General features: G+C 69.3%; 23 protein-coding genes and 1 pseudogene. 12 read left to right on the top strand and 12 right to left on the bottom strand.

The genetic code is table 11. The features are described from left to right. Positions 1–39 precede the first annotated feature (39 nt). Positions 40–567: a TetR/AcrR family transcriptional regulator gene (locus ACWEIJ_RS30245; protein WP_449840776.1), complete on the bottom strand. Its 528-nt coding sequence runs from the start codon at positions 565–567 to the stop codon at positions 40–42. 127 nt (positions 568–694) lie between these two features. Here ACWEIJ_RS30245 and ACWEIJ_RS30240 point away from each other — a divergent pair, with 127 nt between their 5' ends. The 5 genes from ACWEIJ_RS30240 to ACWEIJ_RS30220 all read left to right on the top strand — a co-directional run bounded on the left by ACWEIJ_RS30240 (position 695) and on the right by ACWEIJ_RS30220 (position 2763). After that, entirely contained in the window at positions 695–1426 is a 732-nt protein-coding gene (locus ACWEIJ_RS30240) for a putative protein N(5)-glutamine methyltransferase (RefSeq protein ID WP_449840638.1), read from the top strand. Positions 1427–1445: 19 nt separating this feature from the next. Then, positions 1446–1790 carry a nuclear transport factor 2 family protein gene (locus tag ACWEIJ_RS30235; protein ID WP_449840637.1) on the top strand — a complete coding sequence of 115 codons (345 nt, stop codon included), beginning with the start codon at positions 1446–1448 and terminating at the stop codon, positions 1788–1790. Positions 1791–1876: 86 nt separating this feature from the next. Next, positions 1877–2038 carry a hypothetical protein gene (locus ACWEIJ_RS30230; RefSeq protein WP_449840636.1) on the top strand — a complete coding sequence of 54 codons (162 nt, stop codon included), beginning with the start codon at positions 1877–1879 and terminating at the stop codon, positions 2036–2038. Then, positions 2035–2223, top strand: coding sequence for a hypothetical protein (locus ACWEIJ_RS30225; protein ID WP_449840635.1), 189 nt, complete (start codon positions 2035–2037; stop codon positions 2221–2223). Before ACWEIJ_RS30230 ends, ACWEIJ_RS30225 begins: the two co-directional genes overlap by 4 nt. Positions 2224–2235: 12 nt before the next feature. Further along, entirely contained in the window at positions 2236–2763 is a 528-nt protein-coding gene (locus ACWEIJ_RS30220; RefSeq protein WP_449840634.1) for a DUF4865 family protein, read from the top strand. Here the strand turns inward: ACWEIJ_RS30220 and ACWEIJ_RS30215 are convergent. Continuing rightward, the gene (locus tag ACWEIJ_RS30215; RefSeq protein WP_449840633.1) at positions 2750–4726 is read right to left on the bottom strand and encodes an intein-containing Rv2578c family radical SAM protein; all 1977 of its coding nucleotides are present in this window, start codon (positions 4724–4726) and stop codon (positions 2750–2752) included. The two genes, ACWEIJ_RS30220 and ACWEIJ_RS30215, sit on opposite strands and share 14 nt — an antisense overlap. Positions 4727–4771: 45 nt before the next feature. Between ACWEIJ_RS30215 and pnuC the strand changes: the two genes are divergently transcribed. From pnuC to ACWEIJ_RS30200, 3 genes are read left to right on the top strand one after another with little or no spacing between them, the layout of a single operon-like run. After that, positions 4772–5332 (top strand): nicotinamide riboside transporter PnuC, encoded by a 561-nt coding sequence (gene pnuC, locus ACWEIJ_RS30210; RefSeq protein ID WP_449840632.1) that lies wholly within the window; start codon positions 4772–4774, stop codon positions 5330–5332. Continuing rightward, positions 5329–6390: an AAA family ATPase gene (locus ACWEIJ_RS30205; RefSeq protein ID WP_449840631.1), complete on the top strand. Its 1062-nt coding sequence runs from the start codon at positions 5329–5331 to the stop codon at positions 6388–6390. The genes pnuC and ACWEIJ_RS30205 overlap by 4 nt, the downstream gene beginning before the upstream one ends. Further along, a complete protein-coding gene (locus tag ACWEIJ_RS30200) occupies positions 6368–7759 on the top strand; it encodes a YibE/F family protein (protein WP_449840630.1) in 1392 nt (463 codons plus the stop codon). The genes ACWEIJ_RS30205 and ACWEIJ_RS30200 overlap by 23 nt, the downstream gene beginning before the upstream one ends. Here the strand turns inward: ACWEIJ_RS30200 and ACWEIJ_RS30195 are convergent. Further along, entirely contained in the window at positions 7680–8033 is a 354-nt protein-coding gene (locus tag ACWEIJ_RS30195) for a DUF1304 domain-containing protein (protein ID WP_449840629.1), read from the bottom strand. The genes ACWEIJ_RS30200 and ACWEIJ_RS30195 overlap by 80 nt on opposite strands. Positions 8034–8078: 45 nt before the next feature. Here ACWEIJ_RS30195 and ACWEIJ_RS30190 point away from each other — a divergent pair, with 45 nt between their 5' ends. Next, entirely contained in the window at positions 8079–8915 is an 837-nt protein-coding gene (locus ACWEIJ_RS30190; RefSeq protein ID WP_449840628.1) for a spermidine synthase, read from the top strand. Here ACWEIJ_RS30190 and ACWEIJ_RS30185 read toward each other — a convergent pair. From ACWEIJ_RS30185 to ACWEIJ_RS30175, 3 genes and pseudogenes are all read right to left on the bottom strand, one after another. After that, positions 8912–9541, bottom strand: coding sequence for a hypothetical protein (locus ACWEIJ_RS30185; protein ID WP_449840627.1), 630 nt, complete (start codon positions 9539–9541; stop codon positions 8912–8914). The genes ACWEIJ_RS30190 and ACWEIJ_RS30185 overlap by 4 nt on opposite strands. 86 nt (positions 9542–9627) lie before the next feature. Further along, positions 9628–10878 (bottom strand): annotated as a pseudogene (hisS, locus tag ACWEIJ_RS30180) (histidine--tRNA ligase); the annotation flags it as partial. Between the two features lie 5 nt (positions 10879–10883). After that, positions 10884–11579, bottom strand: a complete 696-nt coding sequence (locus ACWEIJ_RS30175; RefSeq protein ID WP_449840775.1) for an MBL fold metallo-hydrolase — start codon at positions 11577–11579, stop codon at positions 10884–10886. A gap of 114 nt (positions 11580–11693) precedes the next feature. Between ACWEIJ_RS30175 and ACWEIJ_RS30170 the strand changes: the two genes are divergently transcribed. Then, a complete protein-coding gene (locus tag ACWEIJ_RS30170) occupies positions 11694–12548 on the top strand; it encodes a peptidylprolyl isomerase (protein WP_449840626.1) in 855 nt (284 codons plus the stop codon). Positions 12549–12584: 36 nt separating this feature from the next. Here ACWEIJ_RS30170 and ACWEIJ_RS30165 read toward each other — a convergent pair whose 3' ends face one another. The 6 genes from ACWEIJ_RS30165 to ACWEIJ_RS30140 all read right to left on the bottom strand — a co-directional run bounded on the left by ACWEIJ_RS30165 (position 12585) and on the right by ACWEIJ_RS30140 (position 19454). Then, positions 12585–13643: a DUF1883 domain-containing protein gene (locus tag ACWEIJ_RS30165; RefSeq protein ID WP_449840625.1), complete on the bottom strand. Its 1059-nt coding sequence runs from the start codon at positions 13641–13643 to the stop codon at positions 12585–12587. A 70-nt stretch (positions 13644–13713) separates the two neighbouring features. Continuing rightward, on the bottom strand, positions 13714–15999 hold the full coding sequence (locus ACWEIJ_RS30160; protein WP_449840624.1) for a RelA/SpoT family protein: 2286 nt from the start codon (positions 15997–15999) through the stop codon (positions 13714–13716). A gap of 122 nt (positions 16000–16121) precedes the next feature. After that, on the bottom strand, positions 16122–16298 hold the full coding sequence (locus ACWEIJ_RS30155; RefSeq protein ID WP_449840623.1) for a DUF397 domain-containing protein: 177 nt from the start codon (positions 16296–16298) through the stop codon (positions 16122–16124). After that, complete coding sequence (locus tag ACWEIJ_RS30150; protein WP_449840622.1) at positions 16273–17127, bottom strand: helix-turn-helix domain-containing protein; 855 nt, start codon at positions 17125–17127, stop codon at positions 16273–16275. Before ACWEIJ_RS30150 ends, ACWEIJ_RS30155 begins: the two co-directional genes overlap by 26 nt. A gap of 114 nt (positions 17128–17241) precedes the next feature. Then, positions 17242–18345 carry an aKG-HExxH-type peptide beta-hydroxylase gene (locus ACWEIJ_RS30145; RefSeq protein WP_449840621.1) on the bottom strand — a complete coding sequence of 368 codons (1104 nt, stop codon included), beginning with the start codon at positions 18343–18345 and terminating at the stop codon, positions 17242–17244. Further along, a complete protein-coding gene (locus ACWEIJ_RS30140) occupies positions 18342–19454 on the bottom strand; it encodes an FxsB family cyclophane-forming radical SAM/SPASM peptide maturase (protein ID WP_449840620.1) in 1113 nt (370 codons plus the stop codon). The genes ACWEIJ_RS30145 and ACWEIJ_RS30140 overlap by 4 nt, the downstream gene beginning before the upstream one ends. Positions 19455–19750: 296 nt before the next feature. On the opposite strand from ACWEIJ_RS30140, the gene fxsA reads away from it, so the two are divergent. Beyond that, complete coding sequence (gene fxsA, locus ACWEIJ_RS30135) at positions 19751–19885, top strand: FxSxx-COOH cyclophane-containing RiPP peptide (RefSeq protein WP_449840619.1); 135 nt, start codon at positions 19751–19753, stop codon at positions 19883–19885. Positions 19886–19909: 24 nt separating this feature from the next. Continuing rightward, the gene (fxsT, locus tag ACWEIJ_RS30130) at positions 19910–24043 is read left to right on the top strand and encodes an FxSxx-COOH system tetratricopeptide repeat protein (RefSeq protein WP_449840618.1); all 4134 of its coding nucleotides are present in this window, start codon (positions 19910–19912) and stop codon (positions 24041–24043) included. The last annotated feature ends 6 nt before the right edge of the window (positions 24044–24049 follow it).

Below are 24049 nucleotides of genomic sequence, written 5' to 3'. Positions count from 1 at the left end.
CGTCCGCGCGCTTGCCGTCGTCGGCCACCAGCCCGGCGATCACAGCTGCGCCTCCAACATCCCCGCCCAGTACCGCACCACGTGCGCGCGGCGCTTGCCGTCGTCCGACAGCTGGTTGGCCAGCGCCAGACCGCGCACCAGGTCCAGGGTCGCCTGCACGGCGTCCTTCACGCCCGGCTTGGTGTCGTCGACGTCCAGCAGCTCCAGCGCCAGCGCGTACACCTCACGCCCCAGCCGCGCCTGCAGCTCCAGCACCTGCGAGCGCAGCTCCGGATCCGTGCGCGCCGCCACCCACAGCTCCAGCGCCGCGGTGAACAGGTCGCTCGCGTGGAAGTCCGCGATCAGCTCCACCACGGCGTGCGTGCTCTTGTCCGCGATCTCCGCCTGCCGCTTGAGCACCTCGACGCTCTCCGCGCCCACGTGCTCCACGGCCGCCGCGACCAGTTCGCCGCGGGTGCGGAAGTGGTGCAGCTGCGCGCCGCGCGACACCCCCGCCCGTTCGGCCACCTCAGTCGTCGTGGTGCCTGACCAGCCACGTTCCACCAGGCACTCGACGGTCGCCTCCATCAGCTTGCGCTTGGTCTCGCGCGTGCGGTCGGCCTGGCGCTGCCTCGTCTCCACGGCCCGAGTGTTCCGGGCCACAAACAAACAGTCAAGCCTGCTTGTAAATACCGGCTGCTAGCGTCCACGACCGATGAGCACAGTTGATCGACTCAGGGCCGCGGGCTGCGTGTTCGCCGAGGACGAGGCCGCCCTGCTCCACGAAGCCGCCACGTCCGCGCAGCACCTCGAAGAGATGGTCACGCAACGGGTCCAGGGCCTGCCGCTCGAACACGTCGTCGGCTGGGCCGAGTTCTGCGGTCAACGCATCACGATCGCCCCGGGCGTGTTCGTGCCGCGTCACCGCACCGAGCTGCTGGTCGACCTCGCCACCGAACTCAACCCGGAAATCGCCGTCGACCTGTGCTGCGGCTCGGGCGCGATCGGTGCGGTGATCCAGCGGAAACTCCCCGACGCGACGGTGTACGCAGCCGACATCGACCCCGTGGCGGTCGAGTGCGCGCGTAAGAACCTCACGAACGTGTTCGAAGGCGACCTGTTCGACGCACTCCCCACACACATAAAGGGCCACATCGACGTCGTGGTCGCCAACGTGCCGTACGTGCCCACCGACGACATCCGGTTCATGCCGCCCGAAGCACGCGACTTCGAGGCACGCATCGCCCTCGACGGCGGCACGGACGGCCTCGACATCCTTCGGCGCGTGGCCACCCAGGCCACCCACTGGCTCCGGCCCGGCGGCCACCTCATGAGCGAGACGAGCGAGCGCCAGGCACCGGAAGCACTCGCCGCGTTCACCGCCGCCGGACTGGACGCCAAGCTCGTGACCAGCGAGGACACCACGGCAGTGGTCGGCAGGACCTAAACTCCGTACGATGTACGGTATGACGTACGACGAGATCATGCAGTGGTTCGCGCGGTGGGACGAGCTGGCCACCAGGGGCGACGTCGAGAAGATGGCCGACATGGCCCTGTTCCCGGTCAACACGGTCACGGACGGCTCGGCCACGTCGTGGGACCGCGAGAGATTCCTCAGCGAAATGAGCGCGCAGCTCGGCGGCGACGTGCAGATGGAGTCGGTGAGGACCCCGCACTTCATCAACGACGGCCTGGTCTTCGTGATCACCGACGGCACGATCAACGGGATGACCGTGCGCTACGGCGATCTGCTGGTGAAGGTCGGCGGCGAGTGGAAGTTCCAGACGATGGTCCAGGGCGGCTGGGCCTGAGCCGGCTCTGATCCGAGGCCGCGCGGAGGCCAGGACGGTCGTGGTCGGTTGAGCGCCCCGGCACTTCAACGACAGCAGGAGGAACCATGAGAACCGGACCTCTCGTCGCGCCGGCCGCCCTGGCCCCGGCGGCCATGGCCGACAGCGCGGCCCAGTGGGGCAACGAGCACTCCAAGCTGTGCCTGGCCGCAGAGGGCGGCAACGGCCACTTCCCGACCAGCACTGGCGGCGGTCCAGCAGCGCGGTGATCAACCGGTACGGGCACACCTATCAGTGGATCGTGAACGACTTCGGGGACTGCCTCGACGTTTCGGGCAACGGGCTCACCAAGGGGCTCCAGCTGCCGCAGTACGGCTGCATCGTCGGCGGTGGCGGCGCCGTCGTGCAATGGCTGTGCAACGGGCACGACGACCAGTACTGGATCGCGTACTGATAGAACGGAAGCATGATCGCGATGCAGTACGAGATCACACTGCCGTCGAACTACGACATGGAGATCATCCGCGAACGCGTCCGCACCCGCGGTCATGCGCTCGACCACTTCAAAGGTCTGGGGTTCAAGGCTTATCTGACCCGAGGCACGCAGTACGCGCCGTTCTACGTGTGGAACAGCACCGCCGGCATGGCCGACTTCCTCTACCGGGGCGGCGGCTTCCAGGGGATTCTCAACGACTTCTGGCGGCCCGTGGTCCAGCACTGGCCGGGGGTGGCGTTCCTGCGCGGCGACGCGGCGAAGGCGAACTACGCGACACGGAAGATCACGCGGCTCGCGCCTGAGGCGAACCCGATCGACGAGGTCGCGAAGCTGGAGCTGGAGAAGACGCCGGGCCTGCACTCGGCGGCCATCGGCGTGGATCCGCGCACGTGGGAGGTCGTGCGCTTCGAACTGTGGGAGGAACACCCCGGGGAAGAGGGTGTCTACGAGGTCCTCCACTTCAGCGAGCCGGAGCTCGACCGGATCACAGCAGGGTGAGCTGTTCCTGGTCCACGCGCGGCGCCGGCACACCCACCGGCAGGCTGCCGTCGGGCCACACGCCGTCGTCGTCGCCGGGCACACCGGTGACGGCGTCGGTGGCACGGCCGCGCGGTGCCAGGCCGTGCTTCTCGATTAACGGCACCACTCGCGCGCGCAACCGGGCGCGGTATCGCTTGTCCACATAGGACCCGGAACCGTAGAGGTACCGGTACGTCTCCACGAGGTCCGGGTGCTCGCGCCGCAACCAGGCGGCGAACCACTCCCGAGCACCTGGACGCAGGTGCAACGGCAGCACCGTCACCCCGGTGGCTCCGGCGGCCGCGATCTGCTCCAGCAGGAAGTCCAGCTGCTCGACGGAGTCCGTCAGCTCAGGCAGCACCGGAGCGACGAACACCCCGCACGGCAGACCGGCCTCGCGCACCTTGCGCACCAGCTCCAGCCGGGCCGCGGGCGTGGGAGTACCGGGTTCCAGCGACTTGTGCAGGTCGCGATCCATCAACGCCAGCGACACCCCGATGCCGACCGGCACGACCTGCGCCGCCGCGGTCAGCAACGGCAGGTCGCGGGCCAGCACCGTGCCCTTCGTCAGGATCGAGAAGGGGGTGCGGGAGGCGGTCAGGGCCTCGATGATCCCTGGCATCAAGGCGTACCGCCCCTCCGCCCGCTGGTACGGGTCCGTGTTGGTGCCCAGCGCGACGTGCTCCTGCTTCCACTTCGGCGAGCGCAGCTGGCGCGACAGCACCTCCCCCGCGTTGACCTTGACGATCAGCTGGTTGTCGAAGTCGCGGCCGGTGTCGAGGTCCAAATAGGAGTGTGTGCCGCGCGCGAAGCAGTTGTGCGACACCACTCCGTTGGCGATGAAGTCACCGGTGCCGGTCGTGATGTCGTACAGCGTCATCTCGTCCAGCGGTTCCACCGACACCACACCCAACGGCTGCTGCGACTTGATCGCCACGCCGTCGATGTCGCGCTTGCGGGTGATCGCCGGGTCGACGGTGTGGAAGAAGCGGAGGTTCTCCCGCAGGCCGCCGCGCAGGCGCACGACCCGGACGCCACGCCGGCGGCGCAGCTCCTCGATCGCGAAGTCGAAGTGGAAGTGCTTCAGCGCCAGGCAGATCGCCTCGACGACGGTGGCGTTGCGCGTCGACATCCGCAGGATGCTGCGCGAGCAGGTCCCCAGGTAGTCGAACGCACCGGCCAGGAAACCCTTGAGCCAGTCCGGGTTCGGGGCTATCTGCCAGTGCGCGAGCTCGCGCACTTGGTGCAGAAATCCCCTCCCCTCTCGCACACCGAAGTAGTCGAGGTACTCCTGTGTGCGGTCCATGGCCTCTATGTCGGCCAACGGAATGCGGAACTCGTTCTCGTCGTCGACCATGCCGCGCAGGTAGCCGCGGCGGTAGTCGTCGGTCACGTCGGGCTGCTCGACGAAAGCCCCCGTGCCCATCAGCTTGTTGCCGGTCGTGAGGTGCGGGCGGCGGCCGGTGCCCGCGGTCTCGCCCGTCACGTGCTTCCAGCCGCGGTCGGTCAGGAAGCGGTGATCACCGGAGGCGACGACCGACGTGCCGTCCTCCAGGGTCAGCCGGTACGCGGGCTTGCGCGTCTCCCAGTGCGCCAGCACGGTGGTCAGCTTGTAGCGGCGGTAGTTGCCGACCAGCTCGGTGCCGTAGATCTCGTCGCCGACCCGCAACTGGGACAACGGTTTGGTGCGCCCGTTGCCCATCAGGACCGGGGTGTCACCGGCCAGGCAGTAGGTGCAGGCGTGTGAGCAGCCCCGATACGGGTTCACCGTCCACGAGAAGGGCAGCGACGACCCCGGTACTCCGTTGAGCACGGATTTGGCGCGGACCTCGTGGAACACCACGTCCGCGAACTCAGGAGTTCGTACGCTGCGCACCAGTCCCGGTAGCCCCGGTAGTGCCTGCTGCGGCTCTGCCTCGAGTTTCTGTCCGTCCCATCGCACATCATCGATTCGAACACATGTTCGAACATCGGTCAAGGAGAGCGCGTGTCACCCGTTGAGGTAGCAGGCTTCATCACCGGCGCACTGTGTGTATGGCTCGTCGCCCGCCAGAACCCCTGGAACTGGCCCATCGGCATCGCCAACAACGTCGCGTTCCTCGTCCTGTTCTGGACCAGCGGCCTGTACGCGGACTCCGGCTTGCAAGTCGTCTACATCGCGTTGGCGGTCTACGGCTGGTGGGCGTGGTTGCGCGGCGGTGACCAGCACAGCGTCCTGCACGTCACCCGCACCACCTCGCAGCAGTGGATCTGGCTCGCGGTCGCCGGCGTGCTCGCCACCGGCCTGCTGCACTGGGTCCTGATGTCGTTCACGCAGTCGACCGTGCCGTTCTGGGACTCGGTCACGACGGTGCTGTCCCTGCTCGCCACGTGGGGCCAGGCGCGCAAGAAGGTCGAGTCGTGGTGGCTGTGGATCGCCGCGGACGTGATCTACGTGCCGCTCTACGCGTACAAGGACCTCTATCTGACAGCGGTGTTGTACGTGGGGTTCATGGTGCTGTGCGTGATCGGCCTGCGGTCGTGGAGCAAGGACGTGGTGCGCGTATGAAGGAGTTCCGCCACGCGCTGGTGCTCGGCAAGTTCTACCCACCGCACAACGGCCATCATCACCTGATCGAGACCGCGGCGGCCCGCAGCGAACGCACGACGGTCACCGTGCTCGCGGCGTCGGCGGAGACCATCCCGCTCGACGACCGGGTGCGCTGGCTCACCGAGACCCACCGCGCGACCCCCGGCGTGCGGATCATCGGCGACCTCGACGACCACCCGATGGACTTCGACTCCGACGAGATCTGGAGCCTGCACGTCGAACTGGCGAAGGCGGTGCTCGCCCGGCGCGCCATCGCCGACGGAGATCCCGCGCAGGCACCCGTGGACGTCGTTTTCTCCAGCGAGAAGTACGGCGACGAACTGGCCAGGCGGCTGGGCGCCCAGCACGTGCTCGTCGACCTGGACCGCGTCACCCACGCCGTTTCCGGCACCGCCGTCCGGAACGACCCGTTCGCGCACTGGCACCACCTCGCGCCCGCGACGCAGCGCGGTCTCGGGTGGAAGGTCGTGGTCGTCGGCGCCGAGAGCACCGGCACGACCACGCTCTCGAAGCAGCTCGCCGGCCACTTCGCCGCGCCGTGGATCCCCGAGTACGGGCGCGAGCACACCGAGCACAAGCTGCGCGCCGCACGGGCGTTCTCGGGAACAGCCACCGTGGACAGTCTGGTGTGGACGCTCGGTGATTTCGAAGACGTTGCCCGCGAACAGGAACGCCGCATCCAGGCCGAGACCGCACCGCTGGTCGTCGCGGACAACGACGCGTTCGCCGCGACCGTCTGGGGCGAGCGCTACCTCGGTTTCCGCCCGAACGTCTTCCAGGGCACCGAACCGGACCTCTACCTGTTGACCGACCACGCCGGCGTTCCGTTCGAACAGGACGGCTGGCGTGACGGCGAGCACCTGCGGGAGTGGATGACCGGTCTGTTCGAACGTGAGCTGGAAGAGCGCGGTGTGCCGTGGCTGAAGCTCACGGACGACAGGTTCGCCACAGCCGTCACTGCCGTCGAACAGCTCATGGGGCAGGATGTCGCGCGTGGGTCACGGTCACGGGCATAGCCACGCGCAACCAGCAGAGCCCGCCTCGCAACGCGTCCGCACGTTGCTGATGTGGCTGCTGGTGCCGTTGGCGCTGGCCACGATCATCGGCGCGGTGCTGCTCTACCCGTTCGGGCACGAGCAGAAGACCGGCGCCGCGGTCGGGCTGCACCAGAAACCGGTCAACGCGGTCGTCACCGGCATGCAGGAGAACTGCGGCGAGAAGTGCATCGCGGTGACCGTGCGCATGACCAGCGGCGACGCCAACGGCCAGAGCATCACGATCCCGACCGCGCACGGCCCGGGAGCACCGCACTTCCAGATCGGCGACGAGGTGGTGCTGTCCTATTCGGGCAGCCAGCCGCAGGCCGCCGAGTCGTACCAGATCGTCGACTTCCAGCGCGGCTGGTCGCTCGTCGTGCTGGCCCTGCTCTTCACCGCGGCGGTGCTCCTGCTCGGACGGTGGCAGGGCCTCGCGGCGCTCGGCGCGTTGCTGCTGAGCTTCGCGGTGCTGGTGCTGTTCGTGATGCCGTCGATCCTGGCCGGCGAGAGCCCGTTGCTCGTGGCGGTCGTCGGCGCCGGGCTGATCATGTTCGGGGTGCTCTACCTGACGCACGGCGTGTCCGCGAGAACGTCCACGGCGGTGCTCGGCACGCTCGTCAGCCTCGCGTTGATCGGCGTGCTGGGCGCGTTGTTCTCGGTGGTGTCGAAGCTGACCGGGCTCGACGAGGACACGATCAACCTCGTCACCGTGCTCGGCACCGACATCGACACGCGCGGGCTGCTGCTGGCGGGCACGCTCATCGGCGCGCTGGGCGTGCTCGACGACGTGACCGTGACGCAGACCAGCGCGGTGTGGGAGCTGCGGCGGGCCAACGAGAAGCTGACGTGGCGCGAACTGTTCGCCGCAGGGTCGCGGATCGGGCGCGACCACATGTCGTCGGTGGTCAACACGCTGGTGATGGCCTACGCGGGCGCGGCGCTGCCGTTGCTGCTCGCGATCTCGCTGGCGGGCCGGTCGCTGGGCGAGATCCTGACCGCGCAGCAGATCGCCCAGGAGATCGTCCGCACCCTGGTCGGCAGCATCGGCCTGGTGGCGGCGGTCCCGGTGACCACCGCCCTGGCCGCGCTCGTGGCCGTGCGCCAGGAGGTCGCCCCCGCCGAACCGGAACCCGAGCCCGAAAAGCCTGGAAAGCCCGAGAAGCCCGCCGCGAAGGCCAAGGCGAAGCCCGTGGCCAAGCCGCGGCGGGACCGGATCGAGGGCGACCTCTTCATCGGCTACGACCCCGACAAGGGGCCGTGGGAACGCCCTAGTGCGCGAGCAGCACGAAGAGCAGCGCCAGCGCGCCAGGCACCACCTGCACGAAGAAGATCTTCCGGCTCGCCGTGAACGTGCCGTAGACGCCCGCGACGATCACGAACACGGTGAACAGCACGGCCGCGCCGAAGTCCTGCCGGACCAGCGCGTAGATCAGACCGGCCGCGAGGAAACCGTTGTAGAGGCCCTGGTTCCCCGCGAGCGTCTTGGTCTCCTGCGCGAACTCCGGCGTGAGGTCGAACGCCTTCTGGCCGCGCGGTGTCGTCCAGAGGAACATCTCCAGCACCACGATGTAGAGGTGAATCAGCGCCACCAAGGCGATCAGGATGTTGGCGATAACCTGCACTTGGGTCCTCCTCTGGACTGACACACCCGGTGAGACAATAGAGCAGTGGGAAGACAACGGCCCGACACAGAGGCGATCACCGAGTCGATCGACTCCGGCGTCGCGGAGCTCGTCCCGGACCTCGGTGGACGGAACTCGTGGACGTTGCGGGTCAACGGAACCCCACAGTCGCATGTGGACCTCGACGACCCGACCTACCTGGAGTTCGAGTACGTCCGGCGGCTCGGTCACGTCGTCGATCTCACCGCGCCTTCGCGTGTGCTCCACCTCGGTGGTGGCGCTCTCACGCTAGCGCGCTACGTGGCGAACCTGCTGCCCCGGTCGTCTCAGCAGGTGGCGGAGATCGACGCGGGCCTGATCGCGTTCATCCGCCGCGAGCTCCCGCCACCCCCGCGGGTGAAGATCACCACCGGGGACGCCCGTGCCGTGCTCGCCCGCAGCCGTCCAGCGTCGTTCGACCTGATCGTCACGGACTGCTTCGCCGGCGCCCGCACGCCCGCGCACCTGACGTCGGTCGAGTACGTCCGGCAGGCGTCCGCCGCGCTGGCCGAGGACGGGGTCTACGCGGCGAACATCGGCGACGGCAACGGTCTGCAGTTCGCACGGTCCCAGTGCGCGACCGTGCGCGCGGTGTTCGAACACGTCTGCGTGCTGGCCGAGCCCGGCGTGTTCCGGGGCCGCCGGTTCGGCAACTTCGTGATCTTCGGCTCGCACACCGGGTTGCCGATGCAGCAGCTGACCCGTGCCACGGCCGGTGACCCGTTCCCCGGCCGCGTCGAGCACGGCACGGGGCTGACGAAGTTCATCGGTGGCGCACCCGTCACCACCGATGCGACCGCGACCCTGTCCCCCGCGCCGCCTTCGGGCCTCTGGGGCACCTAGTCCAGCGAGGTCACGAACTTCGAGACGGCGTCCGGATGGAGCTTCTGCGCCATCCGCCCGGCCGGCGCGAGCGACCCCAGCCGGTACAGCGGGCGTTCCGGAGCGGCCAGCCCGCGCGCCTCGGCCCGCAGCTGGGCGACGAGCAGCTCCGAGAACACCAGCCCCGGCGTGTCGCCACGGCCCGCCAACGTGTCGGCGAGCCGGCGCAGCTGGTAGATGCCCAGCTCACGGCCACCGACACCGGAGTACATCGACAACGCGATGTTGATCGCCTTCTTGCCGCCGCGCACGAACAGCCCGACCGTCCGGGCCCCGCGCAGGTCCGTGACCAGCAGGTCGAGGTCGTCGGCGGTGGCCAGGTCGACGGTGCGCGTGCCGAACGCCCGCACGTGCACCTTCGTGCCTTCGAGCCACACCGTGCGACGGGCCTCGGACAGCGCCAGCAGCACGACCGGCAGCGACACGATCAGGAACGCGATGATGCCGGCCCAGCGACCGCCGATGAACCCGACGATCGCGCCGAAGGCGAGGGCGACCATCAGGCCGCCGATCGCCACCATGCGCGCGCGTTTGCGGACCGTCTCCTGGTCCAGCAGGTCGAGACCGAGCTTGTCGTCGGAGCTCACGGCTGCTCTCGCACCGCCTCGGCACCGAGGTCCGACGCCAGCGCCTCGGCACCACCGGGCACCCCGGCCACCACGTCGGCAGCGGCCGGGTCCAGCGCGGTGAGCACCGCGCCGACCGCGTCCGCCAGCGCCACGGACACCTGCTCGCCCGTGGCCAGCGTCTTCAGCCCGATCAGACCGGCCTCCAGGTCGCGCTCACCGAGCACCAGCGCCAGCCGGGCACCGGACCGGTCGGCGACCTTGAAGCCCGCCTTCATCGACTTGCCGCCGTAGACGAGGTCGGTCCGCACGCCGGCCGCGCGCAGCTCGCCCGCGATCGCCACCAGCCGGGCCCGCGCGGCCTCGCCCAGCGGCACGCCGATCACGTCGACCCGGCTGAACTCCGGCAGCACACCCTCGGCCTGCGCGGCGAGCAGCGCCCGGTCCACGCCCAGGCCGAAGCCGACGCCGGAGAGCTCCTGGCCGCCGAGCTGCGCCATCAGGCCGTCGTACCGGCCACCGCCGCCGATGCCCGACTGCGCGCCCAGTCCGTCGTGCACGAACTCGAAGGTCGTCTTCGTGTAGTAGTCGAGACCGCGGACCATGCGCGGGTTCTCGACGAACTTCACGCCCAGCTCGGTCAAGTACCCCTTGACCAGCTCGTAGTGCTCACGGCACGCGTCGCACAGGTGGTCCACCATCAGCGGCGCGTCGGCGACCATCGCGCGCACCTCGGGCCGCTTGTCGTCGAGCACCCGCAGCGGGTTCAGCGCGGCGCGCTGCCGGGTCGCCTCGTCCAGCGGCAGCTTCGCGAGGAACGCCTGCAGCAGCTCGCGGTAGGCGGGACGGCAGTTCGAGTCACCGAGCGAGGTGATCTCCAGCCGGTACCCGGTGAGGCCCAGCGCGCGGAACCCGGCGTCACCGACGGCGATGACCTCGGCGTCGAGCGCCGGGTCGTCGACGCCGATCGCCTCGATGCCCACCTGGTGGAACTGCCGGTACCGGCCGGCCTGCGGGGCCTCGGCGCGGAAGAACTGGCCCGCGTAGTAGAGCTTCACCGGCAGCTGGCCGCGGTCGAGGCTGTGCTCGATCACGGCCCGCATCACGCCCGCGGTGCCCTCGGGGCGAAGCGTGATGGAGCGGTCGCCGCGGTCGAGGAAGGTGTACATCTCCTTCGACACGACGTCGGTCGACTCGCCGACACCGCGCGCGAACAGCGCCGTGTCCTCGAAGACCGGCAGCTCGACGTAGCCGTAGCCGGCGAGCTCGGCGGCACGGGTCAAGGTCGACCGGACGTGCACGAAAGCGGCGGACGTCGGCGGGATGTAGTCGGGAACGCCTTTGGGTGCGGAAAACACGTCTCTCAAAGTCCTCGGTGCGGGGCGGCCGGAGCATCCTGCAGCTGGAGCAGGTACGGATTCGTCGCACGCTCACGGCCAATGGTCGTCGTCGGTCCGTGGCCGGGCAGCACCACCGTGTCGTCGGGCAAGGTCAGGACCTTGTTCTGCAGAGACGACAGCATGCGCGAGTGGTCACCGCCAGGCAGGTCGGTGCGTCCGATGGAACCGGCGAAGAGCGTGTCACCCGAGATCACCAGGCGACCCCCTTCCTGCACGCCGGAGCGGAACATCACCGACCCGCCGGTATGGCCCGGCGTGTGGTCGACGGTGATCTTCAACCCGGCGAGGTCGAGGTCGACGCCGTCGGTCAGCTCCCGTACCTCCGAAGGCTCCCGCATTTCGAGATTGCCGCCGAAGAACGCGGCCGACTCGCGGCTGATGCCCTTGAGCGGGTCGGCGAGCATCTCGACGTCGTCCGGGTGGATGTACGCGGGGATGTCGTTGCCGTCGCAGACCGGCGTGACGGAGAAGGTGTGGTCGAAGTGACCGTGCGTGAGCAGCACGGCGACCGGTGCGAGCCGGTGCTTGCGCAGGGCCTGCTCGATCGGCTCGACCGCGTCCTGACCGGGATCGATGATCACGCAGGGCTCGCCCTCACCGGCCGCCAGGACGAAGCAGTTCGCCTGAAGGGCACCAGTGGGGAACCCGATCACGAGCACGAAAATTACCTCCCTGGTCACGCCTAGCCTAACCACCACACAAAGCTCATATGCGCAGGCCCTAGACTCCCGAGCCGTCCGCCCTTTTCGCATGAGTCCCTGGGGAGGGAGCACGTGCCCACCAACGAGCAGCGACGCGCGGCAGCCAAGCGCAAGCTTGAGCGTCAGATGGTCTACCGCCAGGAGCGGGCCAAGAAGCGTCGTATCATCGCCGTCGTCTCGACGGTCGTCGTTGTTGCGCTCGTCGGAGGTGGTGTGTGGTGGCTCGCGACCCACGACTTCGGCAACGGTGACGCCGCGGCCTCGGAGACTCCGAAGCAGGAGTCGGTGGACAAGGCGGAGAACATCCCCACCGCGATGCACCAGATCCCGAAGCGGCCGCAGCCGCTGCCGGCGAAGGTGAACTGCGAGTACACGAAGGGCCAGGAGCCGGCGGCGAAGGAGAACACCCCGCCCGCGAACGGCGAGCAGCCCACGACCGGCACGGTCGCGGTCACGCTCGGCACCTCGATCGGCGACCTGAAGTTCAACCTCGACCGGTCGCTCGCCCCCTGCACGGTCAACAACTTCATCTCGCTGGCCAAGCAGAAGTACTTCGACAACACCACCTGCCACCGCCTCGTGGTGACCGGCATCCAGGTCCTGCAGTGCGGCGACCCCGGCGGCAACGGCATGGGCGGCCCCGGCTACTCGTTCAAGAACGAGACCTACCCCGAGGAGACCTACGGTCGCGGTGTGCTCGCCATGGCCAACTCAGGCCCGGACACCAACGGATCCCAGTTCTTCATCGTCTACGGTGACGGCTCGAACCTGAAGCCGGACTACACGATCTTTGGCACGGTCGACGAGGACTCGCTGAAGAAGATCGACGAGGTCGCGAAGACCGGCACGATCTCGCAGACCCCCGGCCAGGGTGACGGCAAGCCGAAGACCCCGGTCGACATCAAGTCGGCGCTGGTCGCGAACTAGCTCTTCACTTCTCGGAACGGGCCCCTGGGCGACTGCTCAGGGGCCCGTTCCGTTTTGGCCGGTCTTGGCAGGGTCGTCCACCTGCTCCTCGGCCACTCGGGGTTTCTCCTTGACGACCCTCGCGATCTCCGCGGCGATCTGGCTGATCGCGTACTGCCCCGTGCTTCGAGAGAGCACGTCGGCGAGCATCGGGCTGTGCTCCAGCACCTCGTCGATCGTGATGTTGTGCGGAATCGGCAGGAGCTGCTGCCGTCCTGCGATGTGCCGAGCCACGCAACCGCCCAGCTCCAGCCGAGTCCACGACTGCTCGAAGAACGCGGGCGTGAGAATGATGGCGGCGAAGCGGCTGCGGGCGATACCGCGGTCGATTTCAGTGCTGATGCTCTGGCCGATGGTGTTCAGGTTCAGCTGGTCGATCCAGACGGTGACACCGCGCGCCCTGAGGTGATCGCTGAGCTTGTGGGCCACCTCAGCGCCATCCCTGTGCGCATGAGAAATGAATACGTCGTACTGCTCTTCACCGGGACTGGTCTTGTGGACTCTCCGGAGGTTTTCCACGATTTTCGCCAGTGGACCGGCTTCCGGCTGGCTTCGCTGGAGCGGCCCGGTCACGACGTCGACGGCGCTCTCGACCTTGCCCGGGCTGCCACCGAGGTCCAGTTCCAGGTACCAGCGACCGTTCCTGGGCACCCTGAGGTCGATCGGCGTGGTGTCGCCGACGCAGCCGCCGATGTAGCTGTGGCGCTTCATCTTCTTGAAGCGGCGGTAGTTCCAGCCGTCCATGAGTCGCACGTTGACCGGCTTCGACGAGTCCCTGAGCAGCCAGACGCGCACCGTGACCCCCGCCGGCAGGAAGCGGAACCGGTACAACCAGTAGCGCTTGGGCCGACCGGCCGCCGCACCGCAGCCGCGGTCGGTTCGCACCGTCAGGATTTTTCGCGGCAACATCGGGCGCCGCAACGCCCACACGACAATCAGCGCTTCGACGACGACAACACCCGGCCAGTAGGCGGAAAGAAAACTCCACATTCGGGCGCACCTTCCCGAAATCCGGCACGAGCATCGCAATCCTGCCAGGGGCGTGCGACATTTCAAGGTCAAATCACGGCCAAAAGTCAGGAGCCCCCGACTGGAACAGTCGAGGGCTCCTTTCGTCTTTCCCCAGTTACGACGCGGACGTCACCCGGTAGACGTCGTAGACGCCCTCCACGCTGCGCACCGCCTTCAACACGTGCCCGAGGTGCTTCGGGTCGCCCATCTCGAACGAGAACCGCGACACCGCCACCCGGTCCCGCGACGTCGTCACCGACGCCGACAGGATGTTCACGCGCTCGTCGGCCAGCACCTTCGTGACGTCCGACAGCAGCCGGTGCCGGTCGAGCGCCTCGACCTGGATGGCGACCAGGAAGACCGACGACGCGGACGGCGCCCACTCGACGTCGAGGAGGCGTTCCGGCGACTTCAGCAGCTCGTCGGCGTTCGTGCAGTCGGTGCGGTGCACGGACACGCCGCCGCCGCGGGTCACGAAGCCCAGGATGTCGTCGCCCGGCACCGGGGTGCAGCAGCGGGCGAGCTTCACCCACACGTCGCCCGCGTCCTTGACGATCACGCCCGCGTCGCCGGTGGGGCGGCGCCGGGTGACGGTGGACGGGGTGGCGCGATCGGCCAGCTCCTCCTCGGCGTGCTCGACGCCGCCGAGCTGCGCGACGAGCCGTTGCACGACGTGGCGGGCGGAGGTGTGGCCCTCGCCGACCGCCGCGTACAGCGCGCTCATGTCCGGGTAGTGCAGTTCCTTCGCCAGGGCCTGCATCGAGTCGACGCTGACCAGGCGCTGGATCGGCAGCCCGACGCGCCGGACCTCCTTGGTGATCGCGTCCTTGCCCTGCTCGATCGCCTCTTCCTTGCGCTCCTTGGCGAACCACTGCTTGATCTTCGCCTTGGCGCGCGGGGACGCGACGAACGACAGCCAGTCGCGGGACGGGCCCGCGCCTTCGGCCTTGGACGTGAAGATCTCGACGACCTCGCCGTTCTCCAACTTGCGTTCGAGAGCGACCAGACGTCCGTTCACGCGGGCACCGATGCAGCGGTGACCCACCTCGGTGTGCACCGCGTAGGCGAAGTCGACGGGCGTCGACCCGACGGGCAACGTCTGCACGTCGCCCTTCGGGGTGAACACGAAGATCTCGCGCGCGGCGAGGTCCCAGCGCAGCCCTTCGAGGAACTCGCCGGGGTCCGCGGCTTCCCGCTGCCAGTCGAGGAGCTGGCGCATCCACGCCATCTCGTCGATCTCGACGGACTTGCCGTTGTGCGTGCCCTTGGTCTCCTTGTAGCGCCAGTGCGCCGCGATGCCGTACTCGGCCCGTTGGTGCATCTCGTGCGTGCGGATCTGCACTTCGAGAGGCTTGCCGTCGGGACCGATGACGGTCGTGTGCAGCGACTGGTAGACGCCGAACCGCGGCTGCGCGATGTAGTCCTTGAACCGGCCCGGCATCGGCTGCCAGGCCGCGTGGACGACGCCCATGGCCGCGTAGCAGTCACGGACCTCGTCGACCAGGATCCGCACACCCACCAGGTCGTGGATGTCGTCGAAGTCCCGGCCGCGGACGATCATCTTCTGGTTGATCGAGTAGTAGTGCTTCGGCCTGCCCTCGACCTTCGCGACGATCCGCGCCGCGTCGAGCTGCGAGTTCAGCTCCTCGACGACGGTGCGCAGGTACGTGTCGCGCGACGGCGCGCGCTTGGCGACCAGCCGCACGATCTCGTCGTACTTCTTCGGCTGCAGGATCGCGAACGCGAGGTCCTCCAGCTCCCACTTGACGGTCGCCATGCCCAGGCGGTGGGCCAGCGGCGCGAGGACTTCGAGCGTCTCACGGGCCTTGCGGGCCTGCTTCTCCGGCGGCAGGAACCGCATGGTGCGCATGTTGTGCAGCCGGTCGGCGAGCTTGATGACCAGGACCCTCGGGTCCTTCGCCATCGCGATGACCATCTTCCGGATGGTCTCCGCCTCGGCCGCTGCCCCCAGCTTGACCTTGTCCAGCTTCGTGACGCCGTCGACGAGGCGCGCGACCTCTTCGCCGAAGTCCTCTTTCAGCTGGTTGAGCGAATAGTCGGTGTCTTCCACGGTGTCGTGCAGCAGCGCGGCCACCAGCGTCGTGGTGTCCATGCCCAGCTCGGCGAGGATCGTCGCCACGGCGAGCGGGTGGGTGATGTACGGGTCGCCGGACTTGCGGCGCTGCGGGCGGTGCTTCTCCTCGGCGACGTCATAAGCGTGCTGCAGAAGCGCCAGATCGGCCTTGGGATGGAGGTCACGGTGCACGGCGGCGAGAGGTTCGAGGACCTGCTTCACCGGGGCCGCACGTTGGGCGGTGATGCGCCGCGCGAGGCGGGCGCGCACACGCCGGGTAGCCGACGGTTGAACAACCGTCGCAGCGGGTTCGGTGTCTTGACTCAACCCCACGCTCCTCGGGTCTCGCGAGTACCGAGGATAACGCGTTCACGCTGACGAAACTTCCGGACGCGCGCCGAGCGGCGCAGCTCACACGGTGAACGCCGCCCGGACTTCTACTGGGCCGATCAGGCGACGCTCGCCACGAACGCCTGCCAGGCGGAGATCGAGAACGCCAGCACGTCACCGCGAGTGGCCTTCGAGTCACGCACGAGAGCGTCCTGGGCGAGCGACACCTCCACGCACGCGCTGTCCCCCTCGGGACCGCTGTAGGTGCTCTTACGCCAACTCCGCTCGTGGAACATGGGAGTCCTTTCGCAGTCCGCTGACGTAGTTCGCCAGCAGGCTGCGTGATTGTCCCTCATCCAAGGCGAGGGCATCCAACCACTTGAAGAACTCCCGGCTGTCCGCGATGGCGACGCCTTCGTGCGCGAAGACGTTGCCGAGGTCGGTCTCGCTGTACGCCACCGGGATCAGCTTCTCGAAGTGGAAGAGCATGCGCGGCGACATCCTGATCGGGCCGGGACCGGCGGACATGGGCACGATCCGGAGGATGTGGGTGTTGAACAGCATGCGCAGGTACTGCTCCTCCATCACCCGCTCGTCGCCCACCCGCAGCTGCAGGGCGAGTTCGTGCACGTAGAAGCGGCACTCCGGGCGGTTCTGCACCCGACTCAGGATCGCTTGCCGGTCCATCCGCCACCTGAGGCTCTTGTCCACGTCGGCCGGCGTCTTGCGACCTGTGGAGAGCAGCGCTTCCGCGTACTCGCGCGTCTGGATGAGGCCTGGGACCGACAGCACGTCGTAGCAGGTGATCTTCTTGGCCTGCGCCTCCGCCTTCGCGAGCGTGCGCAGGTTGTCCGGCACGAGGACCACGTACGGGTCGAACGCGTAGCGGTACCGGTCGCGGAAGCGCTCGAAGAAGACGCTGTCCCGCCCGCACGTCAGCAGGTACTGCACGAGGTCGATCTCGCTCGCCCGCGCCTTGCCGTTCTCGATGTTGGACACCTTGCTCGGGTCCCACCCGAGCTGCTCGGCGAACGCGAAGCCGGTCAACCCGGTGAACTTCTCGCGCAACCGGCGCAGCTCGTCACCGAGGTCACGGCTGTAGGCGGTGGAGGTCATCGCAGTCATGCGACCCGACGCTAGGGCTTGAACCCGGTCCAAGAACCAGCTCAATCGGGTGAAAGTTCTATTTGATTCCACGCGACCCAGAACAAACCGTGGCCAGCTTTTGTCCATCCGTTGTCATTGAATCCACGAGTCGAGCCTGCGGCGCATGTGGCTGACGAAAATCCGGCCCATCCCGGTAAGCGCCCCGCAGGACTCCAGTGAACCAACCGCGGCACGGGTCGCGGAACTCCACCGGGTGAATTCCGCGCGCGCCGCCGCGTCTGCGTGCCGGCGCCAGAATGCGGCCACGGCGAGGTGGGCGTAGGCGCCGTGCAGAACGGCCACCGGAGGGCGTGGATCGGGCCGCCAGGCCACTCGCAAACGCACGGGCGAGTCGCGGTCCACCAATGGGAAGAGATCGAGCAGTGCGGACAGCTTGGCGTGCTGCACCTCGTGGGCGAAGGCGACCGCCATGACGCGCGGGTCGTCCGGCAGGGACATCGCCACGCAGCCCAGCGCGTTCGCGAAGGTCACGCTCGCGTGGCCGGGCAGGGACGTCGACAGGGGCGTGAGCACCGACAACATCGCCGCGATCTCCTCGGCGACCGGGCGGTGGTGCTCGACCAGCAGCCGCCAGCTGGCGCTCAGCAGCGGGCCCCATTCGCGTTCCCGCAGGTCCGAGGCCATGGCAACGTGGTCGGGCAGTCGTTCGGCCGGCAGGTGGTCGACGGCGAGCGCGAGGCGCAGGCCGTCCTGTTCAGCGTGCAGCCGCCGCAGCGGACGCCAGTGCTCGGACTCCGGCCCGGACAGGTCGCAGGACACCACGTCGTCGGCGACGAAACCACCGTTCTGGCTGGTCACGACACGTACAGGACCCGTGCCCGCCGGGTGGAACGTGCCGACAGACGGCAGCACGACCGGACGACCACCCGGCAGCTCGACCACGCCGCCGACCCGAGCGTGGAACCTCGCGGCGGCCAGCACCGCCGCCAGCTCGCTCGCGCCGGAGCGGTTCAACGCGGCTCGCAGTGCCCACGCTCCCACGCGCGGATGGTCGACGACCGCGCGGACCGCGTCCGCTGGAAGTGCTCTGAGCTGCGCCAACGCCGGGTCGCCTGCAGCGTGGAGCAGCAGGAGCGTGCGGCTGCGCCGGACGCCGCGCAGGAAGCGCGAGGTCCCGGCATCGCCACCACCGCTCGCCAGCTCGGCGAACATCCGGTGCCCCATCTCGAACGTCATCGGCACAACCTCGCCACGTCGGCTGCGAGAGTGGCCCTGACGTGCGTGATCAGGCGTCGGAGGTCGGCGCAGTACACGGACGGGTTGGCGAACCCCGAGCCCGCGCGGTACCTGTGCGCGTAGAGCCCGCCGCCGCACACTTCGCGCAGCTCACAGGCCTGACAGGTGGTGCACAGGGGTGATCGGCTGGCGACCACGCCCGGTGCCGGCAGCGCGTCGTCGAACGAGGACTCGAAGACGGTCAGGCCGGTGGCGGCGGCGCCCTCGAACGCCGAGCTCAGCATGTCGGAGACCTCGATGGCGCCGTCCGTCTCGACGACCACCATCGCGGGCGGTGACGTGCCGAAACCCTCCACCGCGGAAGTGCCGCCGAGCAGCACGTTGATGATCTCGGTGAACATCCGCACCGAGGTCTCGCCGCCACCTGCGTACCAGCGGTCGAACACCGTGATCAGCCACGACGCGTAGGGCGTGCCGAAGCCGATGCGCGGTGGTGGGTCGGACCAGTTGCCGTTGGGCAGAAGGAAGTCCACAGCCGGTGGGGCGAATTCCAGCAACGCCTCGTAGGTGCGCACCGGGTCGTTCTCGACGTCGATGGTGCACAACAGGCCGCCGTAGACCGACGGTTCGGTGGCCAGCAACCGCACGGCCGCGGCCACCGTGTCGTAGCTGCTGCTGCCGTCGTGCCTGCGGCGATGCCGGTCGTGCGCCGCCTTGTCCCCGTCGAGGCTCACCCCGACCCGGACGCGCAGGTCGGCCAGTTCGGCCAGGGTCGGCGCGTCGAGCAGCGTGCCGTTGGTCTGCAGGCTCACCTGCACCGGAACGGGGACGAGCGAGCGGAAGAGGCGCACCAGCGCGCGCAGGTGCGAAACGCCTGCTAGCAGCGGTTCACCGCCGTGCAGCACTATCTCGACCGTGGGCAGGCCGTGCGCGCGCACGTGCTCCGCGACGCGCCGGGCGACCTGGTCCGCGGTCGCGAGCGACATCGTCCGGTCGCGCGTGCGCCAGCGCTGGTCGGCCTTCGTGTAGACGTAGCAGTGGTCGCAGGCCAGATCGCACCGCTCGTGCACCTTCAGGATGAACTGCCGGAATGGGCTTGGCTCGTCCATATCGCACCGCTTCCCCCGCGATTGCGAGAATCAGTGTCGACGATAGACGAGAATCAAACCCGGCAGTGCGCCCCGATCGCCCGAGTGGCCGATCGACACGTCCACGCGGTAGCTCGATAATGCGTCACTCCAAAGGTGCAAAGCGAGGCCCTGCCAGATTACACATTGCGTCGTTTGCTAACGCGGGATCGTCCGCGCCCGAACTACAATCGGTGCGCACCGCAAAGGGGCGGAGACCGACGGACGGGGCAACGCGGATGGCACAGCAGCCCGACACGGGTTTGCGATCGGACCTGGTGGATCTGAGCGAAGTGGATTTCAGCCTGCTCGACGAGCTGCCCGCCGGGGTGCTGACCAATGCGCTCAGACGCGTGCTGCGGGAGAACTCCTCCGGCACCGACCACTTCGCGTCGTTCCAGAACCGCATCTGACCGACAGTTCACGGTGGAGCAACGATGACCGACGATCGGCCTGCACCGGACGCGCCGACGATCGCCGCGTTCACGTCCTCCACGAACGGCATCGGGCGCACCGCCGTCGTGGCGAACCTGGCCTGGGTGCTCGCCGCGTCCGGGCACCGGGTCGCGGTCGCCGACTGGGGCACCGAGGCACCGCACGTGCACGACTTCCTGCAACCGTTCCACGCCAGGACGCTGGAGGTCGCCGAGCTGCTCGAAGAGGTCATGGAGGTCTCGCCGTACAGCACGCCGGCGCGCCGCCTGCTCTTCGACGAGGAGACGTTCCCCCAGCTGCAGGCCCGCCGCTACGAGCTGCCCGGCGGGCTCGGCCGCGTCGACATCCTGTCCTCCCGCGACCCGAGCACGCCGATCCGCGGCTTCTCCCCGGCGCCGCGGGGCCAGGGCGAGGTGGAGACCCTGCGGGAGGGCGTCCGGCGGTCCTCCTACGACTACGTGCTGATCGACAGCCCCACCAACCTGTCCACCGAGGCCGCCACGAGGATGGCCAGGCTGTGCGACGTGGTGGCGGTGTGCTTCCAGCCGTTGCGCAGCAGCATCTCCCAGGCCTCCGCCTTCGCGAAGAAGGTGTGGGAGTCGGCCCCGGTCGGCGTCCGGGTGCTCGCGGTGCCGGTGCAGTTCGACAAGCGCGACGCCGACCGCGCCGAGCAGACGCAGATCGCGATCAGGTCGGCGTTCGAGGACCTGCTCGACCACGACACCGACCCGTTCGGCCGGGACCTGTCGGCCGAGCTGGTGGGGATTCCGCTGTACCTGAGGGAGTCCGTCGTGGAGACGCTCGCCGTCCTCGTCGACGAGAGCGGCGCCCAGCTCGACGCCTACCACCGGCTCGCCTCCGCCCTCGCGGGCGCCGAGATCGGCACCGTGCGGGAGTTCCCGCAGGAGCTGCGGGAGAACTACCGGCGCAGCATCGGCCTGAACCCCACGCACATCGCGCTCGACTACGTGCCCGCGGACCGGCCGTGGGCGGACTGGGTGCGGTCGCAGCTGACGTGCGCGGGCGCCGAGGTGACCGGCCCGGCGGGATCGGGCATCTCGCTCGTGCGCATCTGCTCGCGGAACTCCCCCGCCGACCGCGAGCACTTCGGCGGACGCGTCGTCGTCCTCACGGTCGACGACAGCGAACCACCCGACGGCGAGCACGTGCCGCTGGCCGGCGTGGACGAGGCCACCGCCCGCACCCGCCTGCTGGAGGCCTTCGCACTCGTCGCCGGCCCGGCCACCGGCGTGCGCTTTCCGTTGGTCGGCAACGAAAAGCGCGAGAGGCGGCAACGGCACCTGCCGCGCAGGCTGGAGGGGTTCACCGGCCGGGCCGCCGAGCTGGAGGCGATGCGCGACGCGCTCTCGGACGCCTCGGTCCTGCGGACGTGGTGGCTCACCGGCCCGGCGGCGTCGGGCAAGACCGAGCTCGTGAAGGAGTACGCGCACCGGTTCGGGTTCGACTACGAGCACGTGTGGTGGATCCCCGCGCACGACCGCCGCACGATCACCGAGCACCTCGCGGGGCTCGCCAGGGTGCTCGGCATCGAGATGGAGAGCCGGGTCACCGAGAGCGTGCTCGACCGGCTCGGTGCCGCCGCGGAGAGCCGCCGCTGGTTGCTGATCTACGACGGTGCCGACGATCCCGAGGTGCTGCGCGGTCTGGTGCCCGCGCGGGGCAGCGGACACGTGGTCGTCACCTCGCGCGCTGTGCCGGGCGACTCGGCCCGCCACACCGCCGCCGAACCCGGCCCGCACACGGCCGCGGACGGCGTGGCGACCCCGCCCGCCGCGCTCGGCGACCCCACCCGCCACACCGCCGCCGAACCCGGCCCGCACACGGCCGCGGACGACGTGGCGACCCCGCCCGCCGCGCTCGGCGACCCCACCCGCCACACCGCCGCCGAACCCGGCCCGCACACGGCCGCGGACGACGTGGCGACCCCGCCCGCCGCGCTCGGCGACCCCACCCGCCACACCGCCGCCGAACCCGGCCCGCACACGGCCGCGGACGACGTGGCGACCCCACGCGCCGCGCTCGGCGACCCCACCCGCCACACCGCCGCCGAACCCGGCCCGCACACGGCCGCGGACGGCGTGGCGAACCCACGCGCCGCGCTCGGCGACCCCACCCGCCACACGGTGACCGAACCAAGCCCGCGCACCGGACTCGGCAACCCCGCCCGCCACACCGTCACCGAACTCGGCCCGCTCACCCCCGAGGACAGCGTGGCGTACCTGCGCACCGAGCTGGGCGACCTCCCGCAGGCGCACCTGACCCACGTCGCCGCGCTCTGCGAGAACGAGCCGCTCGCACTGCGGCTCGCGCGGGCGTGGATCCGGCAGATCGCCAAGCGGCGGCGGCAGGACACCGCGTCCCGGGAGGAGGCCGCGATCAGCGCCGCCGACGAGTTCGGCAAGCTGTTCTCCGCGTCGCAACACCAGTCCTGCGCCGGGCGGGCCCTCGGGGTGGTGGCCGGCACGCTGGCGCAGCAGCGGCTCGGCCGGTCCGTGCTGCAGCTGGCGAAGGTGTGCTCGTTCCTGTCCGGCGCCGGCGTCTCGCTGTCGTTGCTGCACACCGCGCCGATGCTCGCGGTGGCGTCGGCCGCGCCGGACGTGGAGCAGCTCGACGACCTCGAACTGGACGGCGTCGTCTGGTACGGCGTGCGCTACGGCCTGTTCGACGTGCCGTGGGGCAAGCCGCCGACGTTGATCATCCATCGGCTGGTCCTGAAACTCGTCGCGGACCTCATGGACGACGAGGAACGCGCGGCCGTCCGCGAAGGCGTGCTGGCCGGGCTCGCCGCGCTCGCGCCGTCCGAGTCGCAGATCGACGACGGCAGCCGCACGGCCGACGTGCGGGAGCTGCGCGAGCACATCGTCTCCAGCGACGCCGTGACGTCGACGTCGCCGGTCGTGCGGCGCTGGCTGGTCAACCAGCTGCGGTACTTCCAGCAGGCGGGCGACCCCGAGGCGTGGACGTTCGCGGTCGAGCTGGGCAAGCGGATGCTCGCGAACTGGCCGGCCGGTGAGCAGGCCGAGCTGTCCATGCGGCTGCGCTTCCACCTGGCCAACCTGCACCGCGCGCTCGACCAGCCGATGGTCGCGCTGCGGATCGACGAACAGCTCCTCACCGACCAGACCGCGCTCCTGGGCAGAAGCCACCCGCGCACGTTGCGCACCGCCCGCGGTGTCGCGCACGGGCACCGCGTGCTGGGCAACTTCCGCTCGGCGCAGGCCGCGGAGCTGCGGACCGTGCGGCAGATGCGTGCCGTGCTGGGCCCGGACCACCCGGACACCCTGACCGCGACGAACAACCTCGCGTTCTCGCTGTTCCTCGCCGGTGAGACGGGTGAGGCGCTGAAGGTCCAGCGGGAGAACTTCGAACGCCGGCTCGCCGTGCTCGGCCCCCACGACCCGAACGTGTGGTGGTCGGCCTGCTCCGCGGGCAGGTACCTGCGCGAACTCGGGCACTACGACCAGGCGCTCGACGAGCTGCACGAGGCGTTCCAGCGGATCGCGGCGATCGCCCCGGCCAGTCCGCGGTACGAGCTGCGGATCAAGTGGAACGAGGCGATCACCTACCGGTTGCTCGGCGACGCCGCGGGCGCGAAGAGCCTCACCTGGGAGACGTTGCGCGGCTACCGGCAGGTGTTCGGCGAGGACCACGCCGACACGCGGGCGTGCAAGCTCAGCTTCGCGGCCGACCACCACGCCATCGGCGACTTCGAGACCGCGATCAGGCTCGGCCGCGAGTGCCATCGCGCCTACCAGCAGCGGTTGGGCGCGTACCACGCGTTCACGCTGATGAGCCTGCACGACTGCGCGATCTTCCTGCACAGCCTCGGCCGCGGCCAGGAAGAGGCGCTGAAATCCGCGAAGGAAGCCCGCGACGGGCTCGTCACCAGGCTCGGGGACGTCCACCCGTGGACGCTCGCGGCCAGGCTCGCGCACGCGGTGATCGACGCACGCACCGAGGACGTCGACCGCGGCGCGAGCAAGCTGCGCGAGGTGCACGAGGACTGCGTGGAGTTCCTGGGCACCGCGCACCCGATCACCGGACGGGCCGAGGCGAACCTGAGAGTCCCGGCCGCCGAATGGAAGTGCGTCGTCCTCGATGTACCGGACATGTGAACGGAG

This window comes from Lentzea sp. NPDC004789 (assembly GCF_053601075.1).
Note: the sequence above shows the minus strand (reverse complement) of the source record. Positions and strands in the feature narration are given on the sequence as shown.